The 20,804-nt window shown below is 50.1% G+C and carries 15 protein-coding genes and 1 riboswitch; of the genes, 2 read left to right on the top strand and 13 right to left on the bottom strand.

Features of this window, described 5'->3' with window-relative positions:
* On the bottom strand, positions 1-1,980 hold the full coding sequence (gene uvrB / locus BLU03_RS08845; protein ID WP_093107274.1) for an excinuclease ABC subunit UvrB: 1,980 nt from the start codon (positions 1,978-1,980) through the stop codon (positions 1-3).
* Between the two features lie 335 nt (positions 1,981-2,315).
* Complete coding sequence (locus tag BLU03_RS08835) at positions 2,316-3,899, bottom strand: peptide chain release factor 3 (RefSeq protein WP_093107270.1); 1,584 nt, start codon at positions 3,897-3,899, stop codon at positions 2,316-2,318.
* A gap of 270 nt (positions 3,900-4,169) precedes the next feature.
* Here BLU03_RS08835 and BLU03_RS08830 point away from each other — a divergent pair, with 270 nt between their 5' ends.
* Both BLU03_RS08830 and BLU03_RS13775 read left to right on the top strand, forming a co-directional pair.
* A complete protein-coding gene (locus BLU03_RS08830) occupies positions 4,170-6,293 on the top strand; it encodes an SNF2 helicase associated domain-containing protein (protein WP_245698787.1) in 2,124 nt (707 codons plus the stop codon).
* A complete protein-coding gene (locus BLU03_RS13775) occupies positions 6,190-7,326 on the top strand; it encodes a DEAD/DEAH box helicase (RefSeq protein ID WP_245698799.1) in 1,137 nt (378 codons plus the stop codon). Before BLU03_RS08830 ends, BLU03_RS13775 begins: the two co-directional genes overlap by 104 nt.
* 60 nt (positions 7,327-7,386) lie before the next feature.
* Here BLU03_RS13775 and BLU03_RS08825 read toward each other — a convergent pair whose 3' ends face one another.
* The 11 genes from BLU03_RS08825 to BLU03_RS13690 form a co-directional block, all read right to left on the bottom strand.
* The gene (locus tag BLU03_RS08825; RefSeq protein WP_008587058.1) at positions 7,387-8,274 is read right to left on the bottom strand and encodes a COX15/CtaA family protein; all 888 of its coding nucleotides are present in this window, start codon (positions 8,272-8,274) and stop codon (positions 7,387-7,389) included.
* A gap of 183 nt (positions 8,275-8,457) precedes the next feature.
* Positions 8,458-9,303, bottom strand: coding sequence for an ABC transporter ATP-binding protein (locus BLU03_RS08820; RefSeq protein ID WP_093107268.1), 846 nt, complete (start codon positions 9,301-9,303; stop codon positions 8,458-8,460).
* Between the two features lie 199 nt (positions 9,304-9,502).
* Positions 9,503-10,999 (bottom strand): S41 family peptidase, encoded by a 1,497-nt coding sequence (locus tag BLU03_RS08815; RefSeq protein WP_076570864.1) that lies wholly within the window; start codon positions 10,997-10,999, stop codon positions 9,503-9,505.
* Between the two features lie 566 nt (positions 11,000-11,565).
* Positions 11,566-11,651, bottom strand: a riboswitch (cyclic di-GMP riboswitch).
* 210 nt (positions 11,652-11,861) lie between these two features.
* Positions 11,862-13,382 carry a murein hydrolase activator EnvC family protein gene (locus tag BLU03_RS13820; protein ID WP_093107266.1) on the bottom strand — a complete coding sequence of 507 codons (1,521 nt, stop codon included), beginning with the start codon at positions 13,380-13,382 and terminating at the stop codon, positions 11,862-11,864.
* Positions 13,383-13,407: 25 nt separating this feature from the next.
* Positions 13,408-14,301 carry a permease-like cell division protein FtsX gene (ftsX, locus tag BLU03_RS08805; RefSeq protein WP_093107264.1) on the bottom strand — a complete coding sequence of 298 codons (894 nt, stop codon included), beginning with the start codon at positions 14,299-14,301 and terminating at the stop codon, positions 13,408-13,410.
* Complete coding sequence (ftsE, locus tag BLU03_RS08800) at positions 14,291-14,977, bottom strand: cell division ATP-binding protein FtsE (protein WP_008587046.1); 687 nt, start codon at positions 14,975-14,977, stop codon at positions 14,291-14,293. Before ftsE ends, ftsX begins: the two co-directional genes overlap by 11 nt.
* Before the next feature lie 236 nt (positions 14,978-15,213).
* Complete coding sequence (gene cccB / locus BLU03_RS08795) at positions 15,214-15,585, bottom strand: cytochrome c551 (RefSeq protein ID WP_093107262.1); 372 nt, start codon at positions 15,583-15,585, stop codon at positions 15,214-15,216.
* Positions 15,586-15,628: 43 nt separating this feature from the next.
* Positions 15,629-16,468 carry a YitT family protein gene (locus BLU03_RS08790; protein WP_093107438.1) on the bottom strand — a complete coding sequence of 280 codons (840 nt, stop codon included), beginning with the start codon at positions 16,466-16,468 and terminating at the stop codon, positions 15,629-15,631.
* 205 nt (positions 16,469-16,673) lie between these two features.
* Positions 16,674-17,778 (bottom strand): peptide chain release factor 2 gene (prfB, locus tag BLU03_RS08785; protein ID WP_176765453.1). Its coding sequence is split into 2 segments (ribosomal slippage): positions 16,674-17,705 and positions 17,707-17,778, totalling 1,104 coding nucleotides; the frame shifts between segments, so codons are not numbered across the junction.
* Positions 17,779-17,829: 51 nt separating this feature from the next.
* Entirely contained in the window at positions 17,830-20,343 is a 2,514-nt protein-coding gene (secA, locus tag BLU03_RS08780; protein ID WP_093107258.1) for a preprotein translocase subunit SecA, read from the bottom strand.
* 84 nt (positions 20,344-20,427) lie between these two features.
* Entirely contained in the window at positions 20,428-20,571 is a 144-nt protein-coding gene (locus tag BLU03_RS13690; RefSeq protein ID WP_176765452.1) for a hypothetical protein, read from the bottom strand.
* Positions 20,572-20,804: the final 233 nt, after the last annotated feature.

The following is a 20,804-nucleotide window of genomic DNA, read 5'->3' as shown; positions in this document are numbered from 1 at the left end:
TCATCCTCCCGCTTTTAGTTCAAGCAGTATATCCCGCAGCTCGGCGGCCCGTTCGAAATCGAGGTCCCTTGCTGCCTGCTTCATTTCTGTTTCCATGTTGTCGATGAATTCCTGGCGTTCCTGCTTCGTCATTTCGGACGGTTTCTTATCGAACAGAGGACTTTCTTCTTCCTCTGCTTCACTTGTAGCCTGAATGACATCACGGATCGCTTTGTTGATCGTCGTCGGTGTGATGCCGTGTTCTTCGTTGTAAGCGATCTGTCTTTCACGTCGCCGCTCCGTTTCGTCCATGGCAATCCGCATGGAATCGGTGATTTTGTCCGCATACATAATAACGGTACCATCGTCGTTCCTCGCAGCCCGTCCTATCGTTTGGATGAGCGAGCGCTGAGAACGGAGGAAGCCTTCTTTATCGGCATCAAGGATGGTCACGAGCGAGACTTCGGGTATGTCGATCCCTTCCCGCAGCAGGTTGATCCCTACGAGAACATCGTATTTCCCGAGCCGCAGATCGCGGATGATTTCGATACGCTCAAGCGTCTTGATCTCCGAGTGCAGATAAGCCACTTTAATACCGATTTCCTTAAGATAAGCGGTCAGATCCTCCGACATTTTCTTCGTAAGCGTCGTGACGAGGACCCGCTCGTTTTTATCCTGCCGCTTGTAAACTTCTCCGATCAAATCGTCGATCTGTCCGTGGATCGGCCGCACTTCGATTTTCGGATCGAGCAGGCCGGTAGGACGGATGATCTGTTCAGTGACTTTATCCGTATGTTCCATTTCATATGGTCCCGGCGTAGCCGAAAGATAAGTGATTTCGTTTACGTGTTTTTCGAACTCCTCGAACATAAGCGGGCGGTTATCAAGCGCGGACGGCAGACGGAACCCGTGATCGACGAGCACCTGCTTTCTCGCTTTATCCCCGTTGAACATTCCGCGTATCTGCGGGATGGTCACGTGGGACTCATCCACCATAATGAGGGAATCCTCCGGAAAATAGTCGAGCAGCGTATACGGAGTCGCTCCTTTTTCCCGGAACGTCAGGTGTCTCGAGTAGTTCTCGATACCCGAACAGAAGCCCATCTCCCGCATCATCTCCAGGTCGTAATTCGTCCGCTGCTCCAGACGCTGCGCCTCAAGAAGCTTATCTTCTTCGCGGAAAACCTTCAGCTGTTCTTCCAGCTCTTTTTCTATATTTTCAATAGCCTTTTTCATCTTCTCTTCTCTCGTTACGAAGTGCGATGCCGGGAAAATAGCGACGTGTTCCCGGTCACCGATTACGTCACCGGTGAGTACGTCGACTTCCCGGATCCGGTCGATCTCGTCTCCGAAAAACTCGATCCGGATCGCGTGCTCCTCTCTAGAGGCCGGAATGATCTCAACGGAATCTCCGCGCACACGAAAAGTACCGCGCTGAAAATCTATATCATTGCGCGCATACTGGATGTCGACGAGATTCCGCAGCAGTTCGTCCCGGTCTTTCTCCATTCCCATACGGAGGGAGAGGACCATACTTTTGTACTCTTCCGGGGAACCGAGACCATAGATGCAGGAGACACTGGATACGATAATGACATCGTCCCGTTCGAACAGGGCAGACGTCGCCGAGTGTCTGAGTTTATCTATTTCATCATTGATGTTCGCGTCTTTTTCGATGAAGGTGTCGGTCTGGGGAACATAGGCTTCCGGCTGGTAATAGTCGTAGTAACTGACGAAGTACTCGACAGCATTGTTCGGAAAAAATTCCTTGAACTCACTGTAGAGCTGCCCGGCCAACGTCTTGTTGTGGGCGATGATGAGAGTCGGTTTCTTCACTTCCTGAATGACGTTTGACATAGTGAACGTCTTCCCGGTACCCGTGGCACCGAGGAGCGTGTGGTGTTTTTTATTACTGTTGATTCTTTCCACCAGTTCCTGGATCGCCTTTGGCTGATCACCTTCCGGGGAAAAATCCGAATGCAGTTCAAATGTATGTTCCACGAAGAAAAACCTCCGTTCTTATCTTTTCCTCTATAGTTTACCACAATAGTTTATCATTCTAACCTCCTGCGAACAAACATTCGTTACCGGAGGGCGGGAAGAAGAAGATGCGCCCTGTTTATGAAGGGATTTACGCCGAATCGTTACCTTCGGAGGAGGAATCGCCGGGTGAAGGTAACGAAAAGACGAGAATCCTTCCCTTCATCCTGAACTTTTGCCCGCGAACGTCACGATTCCGGGCTAATCGTTACCTTCGGAAGCGGAAATCCCCTCCCATCGTAACGAAAACCCTCACGGAATCCCGGCACAAAAAAACAGACGACCCTTAGGGCCGTCTATTCGTTCGTCTGCGTATACTGATTGACTTCAAACAGGTCGATAAGGTCCATATCCGGGTGCTTATCTACGAACCAGCGCAGCGAGAAGTCGTTTTTGAACAGGGCGACTTTGTTGCCTTCCCGGTCCTCGACAAGCATGTTCCTGTCATCGAAGAGAGAAGTGTCCACCTGGTCTTCCTTCAGCCAGCGCGGTATCCGCTCCCCGTAAGGAGTGAGTTCAATATCGACGTTGTACTCATGCTTCATCCGGTATTCAAAAACTTCAAACTGAAGTTCCCCGACCGCTCCAATGATATAGTCTTCGAAGTACGGACGTTTGAATAGCTGAATGGCGCCTTCCTGTACGAGCTGTTCGATTCCTTTGTAGAACTGTTTCGACTTCATGACGTTTTTGGCCGTTACTTTTTTGAACTGCTCCGGCGGGAACTGAGGAAGTTCGTCGTATTCGAACGTCTCTTTCCCGGTAAGCAGTGTATCCCCGATCCGGTATACGTTCGGGTCGTAGATGCCGATGATGTCCCCGGCGTATCCTTCTTCCACCGTATTACTGGAGGAAGCGACAAACTGCTGGGACTGGGCCAGTTTGAATGCTTTCCCGGTCCGGCCGAGAGTGACGCTCATGCCCCGCTCGAACTTGCCGGAACAGACCCGGACGAAAGCGACGCGGTCGCGGTGTTTCGGGTTCATATTGGCCTGGATTTTGAAAATGAATCCGGAGAATTCTTCGTTCTCAGGAGAAACCAGCCCCTTCGTCGACTTCCGCGGCGTCGGAGCCGGTGCCATATCGATGAAAGTGTCGAAGAAGGTTTTCACGCCGAACGGTGCAAGAGCGCTCCCGAAGAACACGGGGGTCTGTTCTCCTCTCAGAACTTTCTCGATTTCAAACGTATCCCCTGCTTCATCAACGAGAGACAGCTCATCTTCCGCTTCCTTATACGTCGGATTTTCCGTAAGTTCCGGGTGCTGATCGAGCTCGCTGTACGGGATGTACTCTTCCCGCTCGTCTCCCGAAAAGCGGACGAACTGCTCGTTGTGACGGTCGAACACCCCTTCGAATCTCTTACCCATCCCGACGGGCCACGTCATCGGATAAGTTTCGATTTCCAGTTCCGTCTCGATTTCCTCCAGAAGGTCGAACGGCTCCCGTCCTTCGCGATCCAGTTTGTTCATGAATGTAAAAATCGGAATACCTCTCATCCGGCATACTTTGAACAGCTTCAGCGTCTGAGCTTCGATTCCCTTCGTCGCATCGATGATCATAACGACAGCGTCCACCGCCGTCAGCGTCCGGTAGGTGTCTTCACTGAAATCTTCGTGGCCGGGAGTGTCGAGAATGTTTACCTGGTAACCCCGGTACGGGAAATTCATGACACTCGAGGTCACGGAGATTCCACGCTGTTTCTCTATTTCCATCCAGTCGGATGTCGCAAATTTTCCTGATTTCTTCCCTTTTACAGTACCTGCGGAACGGATCATGTTTCCGAACAGCAGCATTTTCTCGGTCATCGTCGTCTTTCCGGCGTCCGGGTGCGATATTATCGCAAACGTCCGCCGCTTTCCGACCTCTTCCTGTATTGACATTTCTAATTCCTCCACTCTGATCATTCCCTCAACAAAAAGTAGCACACAACCGCTTCAAAATCAATCCGTGCAGCCGGCTCCGGCGCTTCCTGTCTCATTCTCCATCGTTCATTTCTTTAAAGTATAGCACAACAAAAAACGAAAATAATTGTTATAATAGGAAAAGTGGATAAAACCGCCCCGGGTTTTTCGGAGGCGGAGATCATCAGGACCATGCTTAAATACACGCGATACATGAATGAAAATATTGAAACAGTTAGGATGCCGGCAATGCAAGCTACTTTACTACAACCGAACAAAATTAAACAGCTCACCGGAGAAGCGTTTTTTGAACGCGGGAAAACGTACTTCGAACGTGGAAAAGTATATGGACTTTCCTACAATGAAGCCATCCAGTCGTGGCGGGCGGTAGTAACGGGCACGGACGATTACGAGGTGCGGGTCTTCTTTTATGATGAGGACGATTTCGACAGCACCTGTGAATGCAAAGCTTACGAAACGTACTTTACTTGTAAGCATATAGCGGCCGTACTTCTGGCTATTCGGGAAGAGATGATGCAGAAGCTCTCACCTGCGCTCGCCCGGGATACCTCGTCCCCGAAACCCGTTTCCTATTCGGGACCGCTGACCGAAGTTTTCCGCCGGGAGACCGTTCTTCCGGAAGAAAAGACGACGCTCATGTTCCACTACTATCTCCACGTGTCCAGCCGGGCTCTGTCCCTGGAACTGAAGATGGGGGAGTATCAGCCCTACGTCATGAAAGATATAAGAAACTGCGTCACCCACGTTACGGAAGAGAAGGAACTGCCCGTAACGAAGAAATTCACGTACAACCCGGCTGTTCATCAGCTCTTTGCAACCGATGCGGCCATTCTCGACCTTCTTTCCGTCATAATAGGAGAAGAACGGTTTTTCGATCAGTTTTCTCTTCCCCGGGAAAAGAGGTATTTACCCATACCTCCCGCTCATGCCCACCGGCTTCTTGAATTGCTGGCGGAGTCACATACGAAGATAGTGGAACAGAAGGCGGGTCCCGGTCCTCTTCAATACAGGGAGCTACCGGAACTGTCCTTCCACGTAAACCGGAGGCAGGAAGATTTCGTTCTGTCGTTCCGGGAACTGGAGAACTACCGGCACCTGTCCGATTACCGGCTGATGTATGAAGGACATACGATTTATGCCCTTACGAAAGAGCAGCACGACGTAATCCGCAAATGGAAAGAGGCCATCCCTTTCTCTGCCTCCAGGCCCCAGGTGATTCCGGCGGAAGATATGGAGGGCATCGTTTCCCACGTACTGCCGGTACTCGAGGAAGCCGGGGACGTGCACTACAGCGAAACGGCGAAACAGTCGATCATCAAAAAAGATGTAAGAAGCATCGTATCCATCGATCAGCGCGACTGGCTGCTTACCATCGACGTCGAGTTTCTTTACGGCGATCACGGTATCGACCCTTTCCGTCCCTCTTCCGACCATCAGGCGATCGTAAAAAGGGATTTTCAGAAAGAAGACGAAATCATGCAGCTTATCGAGCAGGCGGACTTCAAGTTTGACGGTTCTTTCGTCTATATCGACGACGAAGAAAAAATCGATACTTTCTTAAGGGAGACTCTCCCCCGTCTTCAGGAACAGGCCGAAGTGTACTTATCGTCACGGCTGAAACATCTGCTGCAGTCGGCTCCTGTGCTGAAACCGACGATCGATATAAACGAATCGACGGACTGGCTCGATATCTCTTTTGCAATCGACGGGATCGATGACGAAGATATTACGAACGTCATGCAGGCGGCTATGGAAAAACAGAAGTATTTCCGGCTGAAAGACGGCACTCTTCTCTCCCTGCAGAACGAGTCGTTCGACCGGTTCCGGGAATTCGCCGACGAACTCGACGTCCATTCTCTCGACGGTTCGACGATCTCCGTCTCGCAGATGCGAAGCATGCAGGTGGATGAGGTGCTGGAACTGAGCGAGGAGGAGCGGCAAAAGAGATTCCAGACGCTCATCACTCACCTGAGGAATCCCGAAACGAGCCGTCACCCGCTCCCTTCCGGCCTTGATGCGGAACTGCGTCCTTACCAGATCACCGGCTTCCGCTGGATGAAGACGCTCGCCGATTATTCTCTCGGGGGAATACTGGCGGATGATATGGGGCTTGGTAAAACGATTCAGACGATCACTTTCCTTCTGTCGGAACTCGAAGATAAAGGGAACGTGGGACGATCACTCATCGTCGCCCCCCGCTTCACTCGTCTTCAACTGGAAGAAGGAAATCGAAACGTTCGCGCCCGGCCTGAAAGCCGAAGTCATTTCCGGCTCCCGGGAGGAAAGGGAACAGATACGGGAGGAGTCGGAGGCGGATATTTGGGTCACTTCCTACCCGCTGCTCCGCCGTGACGCGGAGGCGTACGAAACGGACCAGTTCCATGCTTTCATTCTGGATGAGGCCCAGGCCATCAAAAATGAAGCGACGAAGGTATCAAAAGCGACGAGGCTGATCCATGCGAAGCACCGTTTTGCTTTGAGCGGCACGCCGATCGAGAACGCTCTGACCGAACTTTGGGCGATTTTCCAGACGCTGATGCCCGGCTTCTACAAAAATAAAAAAGAGTTTCTCAACCTGCCGCACAGTCAGATCTCCCGGATGACCCGGCCATTCATCCTTCGTCGTATGAAAACGGAAGTGCTCGATGACCTCCCGGATAAACTGGAATCGGTCCAGTATTCCGAACTGACGAGAAACCAGAAAGAAGTGTATCTGGCCTATCTCGAAAGAATCCAGAAAGACGTGAAAGACACGATTCAGAACAAAGGACTGCAGAAAGGGAAGATCGAAATACTGGCAGGACTGACGAGACTGCGCCAGATCTGCTGCCACCCTTCTCTGTTTCTCGAAAACTACGAAGGCACTTCCGGCAAACTCGATCAGCTGAAAGAACTACTGGACGAACTGAAACAGAACAATCACCGGGTGCTGCTGTTTTCCCAGTTCTCGAGTATGCTTTCATTGCTGTACGATGAACTCACCTCTCTCGGCTACAACTGCTTTTATCTGGACGGGAGCACGAAATCGGATAAACGTATGGAATATGTGGAACGATTCAATGGAGGAGAAAATGACATTTTTCTCATTTCCCTGAAAGCGGGCGGTACCGGTTTGAATCTTACAGGGGCCGATACGGTCATCCTGTACGACCTGTGGTGGAATCCGGCAGTGGAAGAACAGGCAGCCGGACGTGCCCACCGTATCGGACAGAAGAAAAGTGTACAGGTGATCCGCATGATCTCCGAAGGCACGATTGAAGAAAGAATTTATCAGCTGCAGCAGAAAAAGCGCGATCTCGTTGACCAGATCATCCAGCCCGGAGAATCCATGCTTCAGAGCTTAAGCGAAGAAGATATCCGGGAACTGTTCCAGCTGAAGACGTAAAACATTGAACATAAAAACAGCGGCCCGCCTTTTTAAAGGCGAAGCCGCTGTTTTTATCTGTCAGGCGCGTATTGTCCGCTGGTGAAGCTTGAACCAGTATCCTCCCAGTATGGCACCGCCCACCATCATCGTAAGCGTCGAGAGGATCATATGTATCGAAGAAGCCAGAATGACGTTTCCGGTAACGACGATCACGAGCCCTACCGCTCCGTTCAATAAAATGGTGAGGAAATAAAGCCACGACAGAAATACGTGATATCTGAATTTGGAAGCATAAAAGATGAACCATATCGCACTTACAAGAATGACGACGGTGGCTACCCAGTGAATCGAAAACAGGGCGTCCGCCAGCGTCTCGGACCGGATCAGATATTCTTCCGCTCCGATATCCATCATGACGTTGCTCGCCCGGCTGTGTTTAAAGAAAGCCCCGAATATCACCTGGGCCACGTAAAAAAGGAATCCGAGCAGGAAAGCGCGGTAGCTCATCTTCACAGTACCGGCGTGTTTCTTATCAAGCGATACCTTCTTCTCATGCAGACTGTAACTTAACAGTACGTTGTTCAAAAGGAGCAGCTGACTGAAAGTGACATCGAGAGTCGTGAAGCCCGGCGGTGTACCGAGGAGTACGTTGAATCCACCGATGAGCGACTGGATGATGAGAAGCAGCAGACTCAATACTGCAAACGCGAGCACTGCTCTATTTTTCCTGAAAAAGTATATAGCACCTGCCGCGTTAATAAGCGTGACGACGGTCAGGAGCGGTATGAACAGGCGGTGGGAATATTCCACCAATATGTGAAAATCTGTCAGGTCAGGGATCACTTTTCCATTACAAAAAGGCCACGACGTACCGCAGGCATCGCCTGAATCCGTCGCCACAACCAGATTGCCGAGTATAAGGGAAAGGAACGTTACTCCCACTGTAAATATAGAAAATTTCTTCATCGGTATCCTTCCTTATCTTTAACACTTTCCATAAGCATCCATCTTCATCTTACCACGAAACTGCACACTTAGAAATCTGCCTTTCCACTTAAATTATGAACTTTTATTGAAAAGGTGTACAACGGGGATATATTTTCTCCTGAGGATGCGCATAAAAAAACCCTCCCGTCCAGGAGGGTTCGATTACGTAACGGAATATATGTGCTGTTTCTGTTTCGCTTCTTCCTGCGCCTGTTTGATGAGACAGCGCCCTTTCCCGTGCGGGATGCACATCGGCGTACCGAATAAAGGATCCTCTCTCACATCACACATCATATCGAACACGTTATGCATCATTTCACAGGAAACCACTTCTTCAGGCCTTCCCTGTGTATAGACGGTCTGGTCGCGGACCGCTACGATATGGTCGGCATAACGGCAGGCGAGGTTGATGTCGTGAAGCACCATTACGATCGTTCTGCCATGATCTTTATTCAGATCGAACAGAAGATCGAGCACTTCAATCTGATGGGTCATGTCGAGATACGTCGTCGGCTCATCCAGGAGAAGAGTCTCGGTGTCCTGGGCGAGCGTCATCGCAATCCAGGCACGCTGACGCTGACCGCCGGAAAGGGAGTCGACCGTTCTTTCTTTCAGTTCGACGAGATTGGTATCGACAAGGGCCTTCTCCACCGCCTGTTCATCATCGTTCGACCAGCGTTTCGTGAAAGACTGGTAAGGGTGACGACCCTGTTTGACCAGCTGGTAGACGGTAAGACCTTCCGGAGTGGACGGACTTTGCGGAAGGATGGCCATCTTTTTGGCTACCTCTTTCGTTTTCATCTGGGAAATATCCTTCTGATCGAGTACCACCTGGCCGTCTTTCGGTTTAAGAAGGCGGGCAAGGGAACGTAGAAGCGTAGACTTCCCGCACCCGTTACTTCCGATCAGGACGGTTATTTCACCTTTCGGGATTTCTATATCGAGTGAGTCAATGATGATCGAGTCTCCGTATCCTAATGTGAGGTTGTTCGTTTGTAGTGTATCCATAGGATCTCTCCCTTTATACTCTGTAGGGTTATCGTTTCCAAAGTTATACGACGGGACAAAAATAGTTTCTGTATAAGATTTTACGTGGCAGGTTGTGGATTGTCAATGAATATGAGAATCGTTTTCATTCACCACGTGCGTATTCTCTCTGTAAAAAGACCCGCAGCCGCCCGGGCTGCAGGTCTTATGACTTCCGGTCTCAGGCATCCCGGAAAAGGACGTCGAGCGCTTTCTGCATCTGTCTGTCATTCTCTTCTTTCTGCACTTCTTCGACGACCTGTTTCTCAAGCTCACCGCCCGTTTTTTCATTGACGGCCCCTGTGGCTTCCAGATCATGGTCCTGCTGGAACGCTTTTACGGCAGCTTCCGTACCTTCTCCGTAAGAACCGTCCGTTTCCGTCTTACCGTATCCGAGACCCTTCAGCATCTGCTGAATGTTTTTCACCTTGTCGCCGGAAGACGACGTATCGAGCGTCTTTTCGGCCGTTACGGGATGGGTGTAGAAAAATGCCGGCTGCTTCACTTTTTTCGTAGGCGTCACACCTTCTTCATGGATCCAGTTGCCATCCGGAGTGAGCCATTTGAACATCGTCAGTTTCAACGTACTGCCATCCCCCATCGGCACGGCCTGCTGCACTGTACCTTTACCGAAACTCGTAGTACCGACCACCGGGTGATCGCCGATCTCTTTCATCGCAGCGGCGAGGATTTCGGAGGCGGAGGCACTTCCTTCATCAATCAGCACGGAAATCGGATACTCTTTTCCGGAACTGCGTTCGGAATAGTATTTCGAATTCTCTCCGTCCCTGCTTTCGATCTGAACGATCGGCTTGTCGTCCGGAACGAGCTGCTTCAGCACGTCCTGAACGTCTGTGAATAGTCCGCCGGGATTCCCCCGTACGTCAATGACCAGCCCTTCGATTCCTTCTTCTTCAAGGTCGGTCAAATGTTTCTTGAACTCTTTCGACGTCTCTTCGGAGAAAGACGTTATTTCAAGGACGCCGACTTTCTTTCCGTCTACCTCTTTCGTGTCCTTGTACACGGATTCTTTCGGAATATCATCACGGGTGATCGTTATTTCAATCGGCTCCGGCGCTCCCGGGCGATCGACGGTGAGCGTGACTTCCGTACCTTTCTCCCCGCGTATTTTATTGACCGCCTCCTGAAGATCGAGACCCTTCGTCGAATCTCCGTCTATTTTCAGAACCTGGTCATTCGGCTTCAGCCCCGCTTCCTCGGCGGGAGATCCTTTGATAGGTGCAACGATGGTCACTTTATCGTCCACCATACTCACTTCAGCCCCTATCCCCTGAAATGAGGACTCGATGGACTGGTTGAACTGCTCCATCGTCTCCTGATCCATATACGTACTGTAGGGATCATCCAGTTTATTGATCATACCTTCTATGGCACCTTCGACGAGTGTACTCTTATCCACATCTTCCACGTAACGTTCGTTAATGAGAGTGTAAGCCTTTTCCACCTTTTTTAAATTCGAGGACCCCTGGGCATTCTCTATAAAAGCTTTCTGCTCCTCCTGCGTCATGTCCCCGAAGCTTTTTCCGGATGAAGAGTCCTCTGTGGACGTCGCTGTCTCTTCCGGAGCGAACCACTGCATACCGATATACGTTCCGGCAGCCCCGACGAGCAGCGCGACAACGGCCAGTATAATTATGTGACGATTTTTCCAATTCATAGTGAAGGCACCTTTCTCTGAAGAACTTAAATACTTTCCTAATCTTAACATAGAAAAAGAAACCCGCTCTATTGTTTTTTCACATTCAAAAACCCTGCTCCTCTCATTCAGAGAGAAGCAGGGCTTAATAATAACCGTTATCAGGACTTAAGAGTGGGAGAGTCGATGGTAACGGCGGGAATCATCATGTCTCGTCTTCATTAAAATCGGAGGGAGACCTCACCGGGAGCAGCGGAACTATTTCCCGGGAAATAGAGCGACGTTTATCCGGATCTCGACCGGGGAGTTGTCTCCTGACTCTTTCATGTGCTCACCGGTTTTAATAAAAGACCGGGCATTTTTTTATCATCCGTTGATCTATCATATTGAAGGGGGGAGTGTTCTTCGTTCCATACATAGAGTGGGTATTTATATATACTGCTTCAAGGTCTGTTTTTTGGGCAATGATTCAATCATTTCGTAATCACACGTATATGTTAAGGAGAATTCTGCATCGGATGCAGCTTCACCTCGTAACTGTGCGTATTCAACAAACAGCTATTCGTCACTGATCATCACCACCTTTTTTCGATAACCGGCTGTCTTAGGATGATTCTCCCTTAGACCCATGGCTTTGCGTCCCTTATTTTCATAAGGTTTGCCTTTTCGTTAAAGCAGGATTTATTTAAGGTTTCATTGCCCACGATGGGTAAAGCACTGTTTTAAGAGGAGTTCGACTATTCCTGTCGGGAATGTTATTCACCTCTTACTGTTCATTATAATGAATAAAACAGGTAAGTCAATATATTTATTTAAAAATTCAGATTTATTTTTACAAAAAAACTCCCCGGGTGATCGAACACCCGGGAAGTGGAAACTCTTATTAAAAGTTGACATATTTGCGCGGGTTGACGGCGTTCCGTTTATCCTGACTCCATCGACCTTCGTGCAATTCAAAGTGAAGGTGAGGACCGGTGGACCGTCCTGTGTTCCCCATAAGGCCGAGCTGCTGACCCTGGCTCACCCAGTCCCCCTCTGATACTTCTCTGTTCTGCATATGGGCGTACACTGTCGTATACACCTTCCCATTAATGGAATGCGTAAGCATAACGACATTCCCATAGGAGCCGGACTGGTACGAACGGAAGACCTGGCCGGAAGCGGAGGCTTTAATCGGGATTCCGTTTCCGCCGATGTCTATTCCCGTATGCATGCGACCCCAGCGAGGGCCCATCTCGGAAGTAACCGGACCCGGAGCCGGATTTATAAATCCTCCTGTAGCGGGTGCTGATGCTTCCGGTTCAGGTTCAGGTTCAGGTTCAGGTTCCGGCTCAGGTGCCGGACTTTCTGTTGCTGAGGATGTGGACGTTTCAGGCTTGGATGCTTCTTCCGGAGCGGCGGAAGAGCTGCTGTCTGAAGCACTCGCTGAGCTCACTTCCGGTGTTTCCTCAACCGGTTCTGCTTCTTCCTGTTCAGCGGCTTGTGCTTCAGCTTCAGCTTCAGCTTTTGCCTCTGCTTCGGCTTTAGCTGCTGCCGCTTCTTTTCTCTTCCGTTCCTCTTCTTTCCGTTTTCTTTCTTCTTCACGCTTCTGCTTTTCTATTTCGGCAGCGCGTTTTTCCGCTTCCTGAATAGCGGACTGGATGGAAGCTTCCTGTCTCTCGAGGATCTGCTGTTCTTCCTCAAGATTAAGTTTAGTATTGTGCAGCTCTCCATGTTCTATTTCAAGCTCTTCCATCAGCTTCTCTTTCTCTTTCAACTGACTGTCGAGATCGGCCTTCAGCTGCTTCAGATCCGCTCTCTGCTCTTCGAGTGAAGATTTTTTATCGACCAGTTCCTGTTTCTTATTCTCAAGCATTTTCTTCTCTTCCACGTGGGTATCGAAGATGTTCTTATCCTGGTCCATGATGGTCGTAACAGCGGAAGCACGTTCCAGAAAGTCCCCGAAACTCTGGGAATCAAGCAGCACTTCCAGGTACTTCACGTCTCCGCCGTTCTGCTGAAGTGAACGGAGGCGGTCCGTCAGGATCTCTTCCCTTTTGGCTATACTTTCTTCAAGGTCGGCGATTTCTTTCTTAAGTTCTTCGATCTCTTCTTTCGTTGCCGAGATTTCGTCTTCTTTCTCTCTCAGTTTCGCAAGCGTATCGGAAAGCTTCGAATCTATCTTTTTAATCGCTTCTTCCTCTTTCGCCTGTTTCTTTTCGTTTTCGGAGAGTTCCGTTTCTTTCTGGTTCTTCTCTTCGGATACGTCATTCTGCTTATCGTCGACGTTTTTCTTTTCTTCCTGTAAATTGCTGATCTTATTATTTACGCTGCCGAGATTCGCAAATGCGCTCCCCGGAAGGGCGGTGAATAGTAAAGCTGCAATTAGTGCTGTTATCAACAGCATGGATGGTCCCTTGTTCATTTCCCGTATTCCTCCCTAAGACTGTCTATACTTTCAAGAATTTACGCACGCTCATCACACTTCCCCAAATGCCGATGAACACGCCTATTGCCAGAATAAGTCCCGACAGCTGCCATATGAATGGATTAAAAGGCAGAAGCTGGACGAAATCGAAATTGATCGAATCTCTCAAATGATAATAAAGGTAATAATAACCTCCGGTTACAGCCGCAATCGGGATGATAGAGCCAAGCAGGCCGAGAAGCATCCCTTCAATGAAGAAAGGCCAGCGTATGAACGCATTGGTCGCCCCGACGAGCTTCATGATTCCGATTTCTTTTCTTCTTGCCACTATCGTTATACGTACCGTATTCGAAATAAGGAATATAGCCGTAAAAACGAGACCTATAATGAGCACAAGGCCTATGGTGCGTGCATATTCATTGAAAGTAAAAATTCTCTGCACGACTTCCTCTCCGTAATCCACTTCATCCACGAACTTCAGCTCCCTGACATCGGAGGCGATGGAATCTGCGGCGGAAGGGCTGGAGGGATCAATGACGAACACGTCATTGAGCGGATTCGTCTGATCGAACAGTTCGAACGCTTTCCCCTCATCTCCGAGACTGTCCACGAGCCCTTCAAGCTCTTCGTCTTTGGAGGAGTATTCCACCGAAGCCACCTCATTGATCGCTTCGATATCCTCACCGAGCTGTTCGACCTGGCTTTCATCTGCAGTACGTTCGATAAATACGCGGACTTCAATATCATTTTCGATGGAATTTGCGAACTGGTTCAGGTTCAGCATTACAGCGAGGAACACTCCGACCAGCAACAGCGTCGTCGTGGTCGCTCCTATGGCCGATACCGTCATCCACCCGTTACGGAAAACGCTCTTACGGCCTTCGCGGAGGTGACGGCCTATCGTTCTAATCTTCATAGCCGTAATCCCCCCGACGCTCATCCCGTACGATAACTCCGTCTTCAATAGCAATGACACGTTTACGTACCCGGTTTACCACTTCACGGTTATGGGTAGCCATAAGGATAGTCGTGCCGGTCTGATTTATTTCTTCGAGGATGTGCATAATTTCCCATGAGGTCTCGGGATCCAGATTCCCGGTCGGTTCATCCGCAATCAAAATACGCGGACGGTTGGCAATGGCTCTTGCGATCGATACACGCTGCTGCTCTCCCCCTGAGAGCTCGTCAGGTATGAATCTCGCTTTGTTCTTAAGCCGCACCTGTTCGAGAACGTCCATAACCCGGGTCTTGATCTCCGCCGGCCGCTGTTCGATCACTTCAAGAGCGAAAGCGACATTTTCGTAAACGGTAAGTCTCGGCAGCAGACGGAAGTCCTGATAAACGACTCCGATATTCCGCCGCAGCTTAGGGATCCGTCTTTCCTTCATCGCTGCCAGATCCAGATCGTTGATGTGGATACTCCCTTTCGAAGGTTTCTCCTCCCGGAAAATCAGTTTCGTGAACGTCGATTTCCCCGCGCCACTCGGTCCTACCACGTAAACGAATTCCCCCTGTTGAATCCTCACGTCGAGACCATTCAATGCAGTGACACCGTTAGGGTAAGTCTTGTAAACTCCCTGCATTTCAATCATAAGTTAACCACCTATACTTTTCTTTAAAATCGACTTTCCCGTATTTTTTTCTCTTTTTCTCTCTGCTGAAAGTCTGCACATAGTATATCATTCATTTTATATTATTTAGTTCAACAAATTGTTACATTTATATTTCAATAAAACTACAATTCGTTATCAATAATGAACAGTCGTCCAATCCTTCCCATAAAAAACTCCCCGGTGTAAAAGTCACACCGGGGAGATAAAGGTAAGTATTATTTTTTCTGAGCCAACCAGCCTGCAATCTGTGTAGCAGTTTCTTCGTCTACATCCTGAGCCGGCATGTCGCCTCTTCCGTTCTGTATGATAGTGACGATATCATCCTGGGACATGTCAGCTCCTACACTATCAAGAGCAGGTCCGACACCGCCGCCGAGGTCACCGCCGTGGCAGCTCGCGCAGTTAGCCTGGAACGCTTCTTCAGCAGCTGCAGAATCCACTTCACCGCCGCTGCTTTCACCGGAACTTTCCTGTTCTTCCGTACTTGTATCGCCGGAGTCACCGGAGGATCCTTCATCTCCGCCTCCGCCACAGGCTGCAAGTACGAGCATAGCAGCGAACAGGACCGTCAACAATTTCCACTTCATATAATACCTCCTTAAATTTTCATATATTGTCATTATAACCTATTCAGGAAGTTTTGAAACCCTCGCCGAGAACTTCCGTTGCGTTCATCGTTACAATGAAGGCTCCCGGATCGATTTCCTTAATGGTACGAGTCAGCTTCATGAACTCGTTCTGCTGCACGACGCACATGATGACCGGCCGGTCTTCTTCGGTATATCCGCCGGCTCCTTTCAGCACTGTTACCCCGCGGTCGATATCATTCAGGAGTGCACGTCTCACTTCCATTTCTTTTTTTGAAATGATCATGACGTTTTTCGACGTATTGAAACCGACCTGGACGAGATCGATCGTACGGCTCGTAATGAATAAAGAGATGAGAGCATAGAGACCTTCTTCCACCGAGAAAACGATAGCAGAAGTGAATACGATCGTTCCGTCGAGAATGGCGATACAAATACCGAGCGGCAGCTTCGTGAATTTATGGAGCACCTGTGCTCCAAGATCCACTCCGCCCGTCGACGCCCGCCCGCGGAAGACGATACCGAGGCCGAGACCGATCCCCATTCCGCCGAAAATGGCCCCGAGCAGCGGGTCTTCCGTCGGTGTTACAACGTCACTCGTAATCAGGACGAAAAATGGTAGAATGAGCGTCCCGACGAGAGATTTGATTCCGAAATTTTTCCCGAGGATGAACAGTCCCATCGAGAAAAACAGGATGTTCAACACCCACTGCACAATTCCGGGTTCCCAGCCGAACACATCTTTCGTAATCGTACTGATACCCGCCACACCGCCGGAGGCGATATTGTTCGGAAGCAGGAACAGGTTGAATGCAAGTGCTATGAATAAAGAACCGATAATGACGTAGGAGAATTCTATCGCCAGCCGCATCCGGCGCGGCATCGGTTCTCTCCGATATTTATCCAGTGTAACCACGGAACCCCTCCAATCTTTAACCGTTAAGGAGTATACCAGTACCGCATTTTTCTGTAAATGACAGCAAGATAACGTACTGCTACGTTAAAGGGATCCATACCGGAAGGCAGGTCCCGGGAACAAAAGAAAAGACACAGCGAAAGTGTTCACCGTGTCTTTTATAAGGATGGTGTCACCCGTCCATCCGGGAACGCAGGTAGGCATTGATGAACATGTTCAGCTGTCCGTCCATGACGCCCTGGGTATTCCCGCTTTCGGTATTCGTCCGGTGGTCTTTCACCATATTGTATGGATGGAAGACGTAGGAGCGGATCTGGCTTCCCCATCCGATTTCTTTCTGTTCTCCGCGGATTTCGTCCATCTCCTGCTGCTGCCGTTCAATTTCCAGCTGGTACAGCTTCGACTTCAGCATTTTCATGGCCTGCTCCCGGTTCTTGATCTGGGACCGCTCATTCTGGCACGTCACAATCGTGTTCGTCGGCAGGTGGGTGATACGGACGGCCGAGTCCGTCGTATTGACGTGCTGACCGCCGGCGCCGCTTGCCCGGTACGTATCGATTTTCAGATCTTCGTTCTTCACGTCGATCTCCACTTCATCGTTGAACTCCGGCATCACTTCGCAGGAAGCGAATGACGTGTGGCGGCGTCCGGAAGAATCGAAAGGTGAAATACGTACGAGACGGTGCACCCCTTTTTCCGCTTTCAGATAACCGTAGGCGTTGTGCCCTTTGATCATGAGCGTGACGCTCTTCACACCGGCTTCGTCCCCGGGAAGGTAATCGAGGGTTTCCACCTTGAACCCGCGGGATTCGGCCCAGCGCTTATACATACGAAGAAGCATGCTCGTCCAGTCCTGTGATTCCGTACCGCCCGCACCGGGATGCAGCTCGAGAATCGCATTGTTCTTGTCGTAAGGTTCGCTCAGAAGGATGTCGAGCTCGAATTGATCAAGGTCTTTATGAAGCTGCTCGGTCTCCGTCTCAAGATCCGCACGCAGTTCCTCATCCTCTTCCTCTTTCACCAGTTCATAGGAGACTTCCAGGTTTCCGAGGGTTTCTTCGTAATCCTCCAGTGTGTGCACGAGGCCTTTCAGTCCATTCACTTCCTGGATGACTTCCTGAGCCGTCTCCTGGTCGTTCCAGAAGTCGGGCTCGGTCATCTGCTCTTCAAGTTCGGCGATTCGGGTCTTTCGCTGATCGACGTCAAAGAGACCCCCTGAAGTTCTGTAGTTGCCGGCTCGCTTCGTCCAGCTTGTGCTTAATTTCTGACATTTCCATTTTTCTGATCACTCCTAAATAATGTGTACCTCCCCAAAATCAGGGGATGAATCAGCTGCCGTGGCAGTTTTTATATTTCTTGCCGCTTCCGCACGGACACGGGTCGTTACGTCCGACCGTATCCTGCTTCACGTACGGTTTCGCTTTTTTCTTCTCTTTGGATTCTCCGCCTCCGGAAACGGCGGTGGCTCCTTCGGCAACTTCCTGACGCTGCAGGTTGTTGCGGATCTCCGCTTTCATGACGTAGCGGCTCGACTCTTCATCGATCGCCTGCACCATTTCCTCGAACATGCGGAACCCTTCCATCTGATATTCCTGGAGAGGGTCATTCTGTCCGTAGGCACGCAGGTGGATTCCCTGACGAAGCTGGTCCATCTGGTCGATGTGGTCCATCCATTTCTGATCGACGGTACGAAGCAGAATCACTCTCTCGAACTCACGCATCTGTTCTTCGGTGAGCTCCGTTTCTTTCTCATCGTAACGCTCGAGAATTTTCTTCATGATAAGTTCTTCCATCTCTTCCGGTTCTTTCCCTTTGAGATCGTCTTCCGTGATGTCACCTTCCATCAGCAGATTCGACCGCAAATAGTTGGCGATGGCGTCGATTTCCCAGTTTTCGTCGACTTCATCAGCCGTATGGGACTGCACGGTACGTGCGACCGTACGCTCGATCATCTGCTCCACGATTTCCCGCAGGTTCTCGGCAGTAAGCACTTCAAAACGCTGCTTATAAATAACTTCCCGTTGCTGACGGAGGACGTCGTCGAAAGAAAGGATCGTCTTACGCGCATCGAAGTTGTTACCTTCCACGCGACGCTGGGCAGATTCCACGGCGCGGGAGATCATTTTACTCTCGATCGGCTGAGAATCATCCATGCCGAGACGCTCCATCATGCTGCGGACGTTATCGGAGGCGAACCGGCGCATCAGTTCATCGTCGGTCGAAAGGTAAAACCGTGACATACCGGGGTCTCCCTGACGACCGGAACGGCCACGGAGCTGGTTATCGATCCGTCGCGATTCGTGACGTTCGGTACCAATAACCGCAAGACCGCCGAGATCGACGACGCCTTCGCCGAGTTTGATGTCCGTACCACGGCCGGCCATGTTGGTCGCAATCGTGATAGCACCTTTCTGGCCGGCATTTTCGATGATTTCCGCTTCCCGGAAGTGGTTCTTCGCGTTCAGCACGTTGTGCGGCACGCCCGCTTTCTTCAAGTAACGGGAAATGATTTCACTCGTCTCGACCGCCACGGTACCGACAAGAACAGGCTGCCCTTTTTCGTACCGTTCCTTGATTTCTTCAACGACGGCACGGAACTTCCCGTCGGTCGTTTTATATACAAGATCGGCATGGTCCTCCCTGATAATCGGTTTATTCGTAGGAATCTGGACGACGTGCATATTGTAGATGCTCAGAAACTCTTCGGCTTCCGTCTTCGCCGTACCGGTCATACCGGCAATCTTATCGTACATACGGAAGAAGTTCTGGAACGTGATGGACGCAAGCGTCATACTTTCATTCTGAATCGGCAGTCCTTCCTTCGCTTCGATTGCCTGGTGCAGACCGTCACTGTAGCGGCGGCCCTGCATAAGGCGGCCCGTAAACTGGTCGACGATAACGACTTCCCCGTCCTGTACGACGTAGTCCGCATCGCGGTGCATCGTCTCCTGGGCTTTCAGACCCTGGTTAATGTGGTGGATGAGCGCCACGTTACCAAGATCGAACAGGTTCTCGATTTTGAAATAGCGCTCCGCTTTATCGATTCCGTCTTCGGTCAGCTGAACGTTTTTCGTCTTTTCATCGTACGTGAAGTCTTCATCGATTTTCAGCAGACGTACAAACGCATTGGCTGCGTTGTACATATCCGCCGACTTCTTCGCCGTCCCCGAAATGATAAGAGGCGTACGTGCTTCATCGATAAGGATCGAGTCGACTTCGTCAATGATCGCGAACGGAAGCGGACGCTGTACCATCTGTTCCTTGTACAGCACCATATTATCGCGCAGGTAGTCGAACCCGTACTCGTTGTTCGTTCCGTACGTAATATCCGCATTGTAGGCTTCGCGCTTCTCCTCTTTCGACAGACCGTTCGCGTTTAGCCCCGTAGTCAGTCCAAGGAAGTTGTAAAGCTCTCCCATATCCTCCGAGTCACGGCTCGCCAGATAATCGTTCACAGTGACGATGTGGACGCCCTCGCCGGACAGGGCATTTAAATAGGCAGGCATAGTGGACGCGAGTGTTTTCCCTTCCCCGGTCTTCATCTCGGCAATATTCCCCTCGTGCATGGAAATCGCCCCCATGATCTGTACCGGGAACGGACGCATACCTAATACGCGCTTCGCCCCTTCACGGACGACGGCGTAGGCTTCATTAAGCAGATCATCAAGCGTTTCCCCGTCTTCGTAGCGTTTTTTGAATTCATCTGTTTTCTGACGCAGTTCTTCATCTGTAAGCTTTTCTATTTCCGGTTCCAGGGCTTCAATCTTATCGACAATTTTCTGCAGACGTTTGATTTCACGCTGGTTCCCGTCTCCAAATATTTTTTTCAATGATCCAAGCATGTTGAACGCTCCTCTGTATCATAGCAATATCGTAACTGTATCCATTCTATATGATAACACTAGCCGAACAGGAGTGACAACTAATCACCGCCTCCCGGGGACTCCTTTTTCCTTCTCGTTCAATGACTGCATTTTTCCGTTTACAGAGGCTATCATTTCAATAAGCTGAGCCACCGTCTCCTCCTGCTGCCGGACTCTCACTTCCAGACGTTCGCATTTCCCGCACATGCCACATCGCTCCTTTTCTTTACCTTTTTATAGCACATCCGGCTTACGGATGACAAAGATGGAAGAAAGGCATTCAGGGCGCTTATATGAGGGAGAAAACCGATTTTGCACCTGTGAACTTTTCAATTTTTATGTAAAAAGTGAGTAAAAATTCGCCGTACGTTACAATCGTCATGAGAAAAGCGGACTGCACAGGGATTGTCCTCCCATGCAGCCCGCTATTTTAAATACCG

Origin of the sequence: Salimicrobium album, assembly GCF_900107115.1 — a bacterium.
Classification (GTDB): domain Bacteria; phylum Bacillota; class Bacilli; order Bacillales; family Halobacillaceae; genus Salimicrobium; species Salimicrobium album.
Note: the sequence above shows the minus strand (reverse complement) of the source record. Positions and strands in the feature narration are given on the sequence as shown.

What these genes read in the sequence shown, in the direction of transcription:
- BLU03_RS08830 (WP_245698787.1), top strand. Translation starts at nt 4,170, where the DNA reads ATGCAAGCTACTTTACTACAACCGAACAAAATTAAACAGCTCACCGGA.
- ftsX (WP_093107264.1), bottom strand. Translation starts at nt 14,301, where the DNA reads ATGAAGATTAGAACGATAGGCCGTCACCTCCGCGAAGGCCGTAAGAGC.
- BLU03_RS13820 (WP_093107266.1), bottom strand. Translation starts at nt 13,382, where the DNA reads ATGAACAAGGGACCATCCATGCTGTTGATAACAGCACTAATTGCAGCT.
- BLU03_RS08820 (WP_093107268.1), bottom strand. Translation starts at nt 9,303, where the DNA reads ATGGATACACTACAAACGAACAACCTCACATTAGGATACGGAGACTCG.
- BLU03_RS13690 (WP_176765452.1), bottom strand. Translation starts at nt 20,571, where the DNA reads ATGTGCGGGAAATGCGAACGTCTGGAAGTGAGAGTCCGGCAGCAGGAG.
- cccB (WP_093107262.1), bottom strand. Translation starts at nt 15,585, where the DNA reads ATGAAGTGGAAATTGTTGACGGTCCTGTTCGCTGCTATGCTCGTACTT.
- BLU03_RS08790 (WP_093107438.1), bottom strand. Translation starts at nt 16,468, where the DNA reads ATGCCGCGCCGGATGCGGCTGGCGATAGAATTCTCCTACGTCATTATC.
- BLU03_RS08815 (WP_076570864.1), bottom strand. Translation starts at nt 10,999, where the DNA reads ATGAATTGGAAAAATCGTCACATAATTATACTGGCCGTTGTCGCGCTG.
- BLU03_RS08825 (WP_008587058.1), bottom strand. Translation starts at nt 8,274, where the DNA reads ATGAAGAAATTTTCTATATTTACAGTGGGAGTAACGTTCCTTTCCCTT.
- secA (WP_093107258.1), bottom strand. Translation starts at nt 20,343, where the DNA reads ATGCTTGGATCATTGAAAAAAATATTTGGAGACGGGAACCAGCGTGAA.
- BLU03_RS08835 (WP_093107270.1), bottom strand. Translation starts at nt 3,899, where the DNA reads ATGTCAATACAGGAAGAGGTCGGAAAGCGGCGGACGTTTGCGATAATA.
- ftsE (WP_008587046.1), bottom strand. Translation starts at nt 14,977, where the DNA reads ATGATTGAAATGCAGGGAGTTTACAAGACTTACCCTAACGGTGTCACT.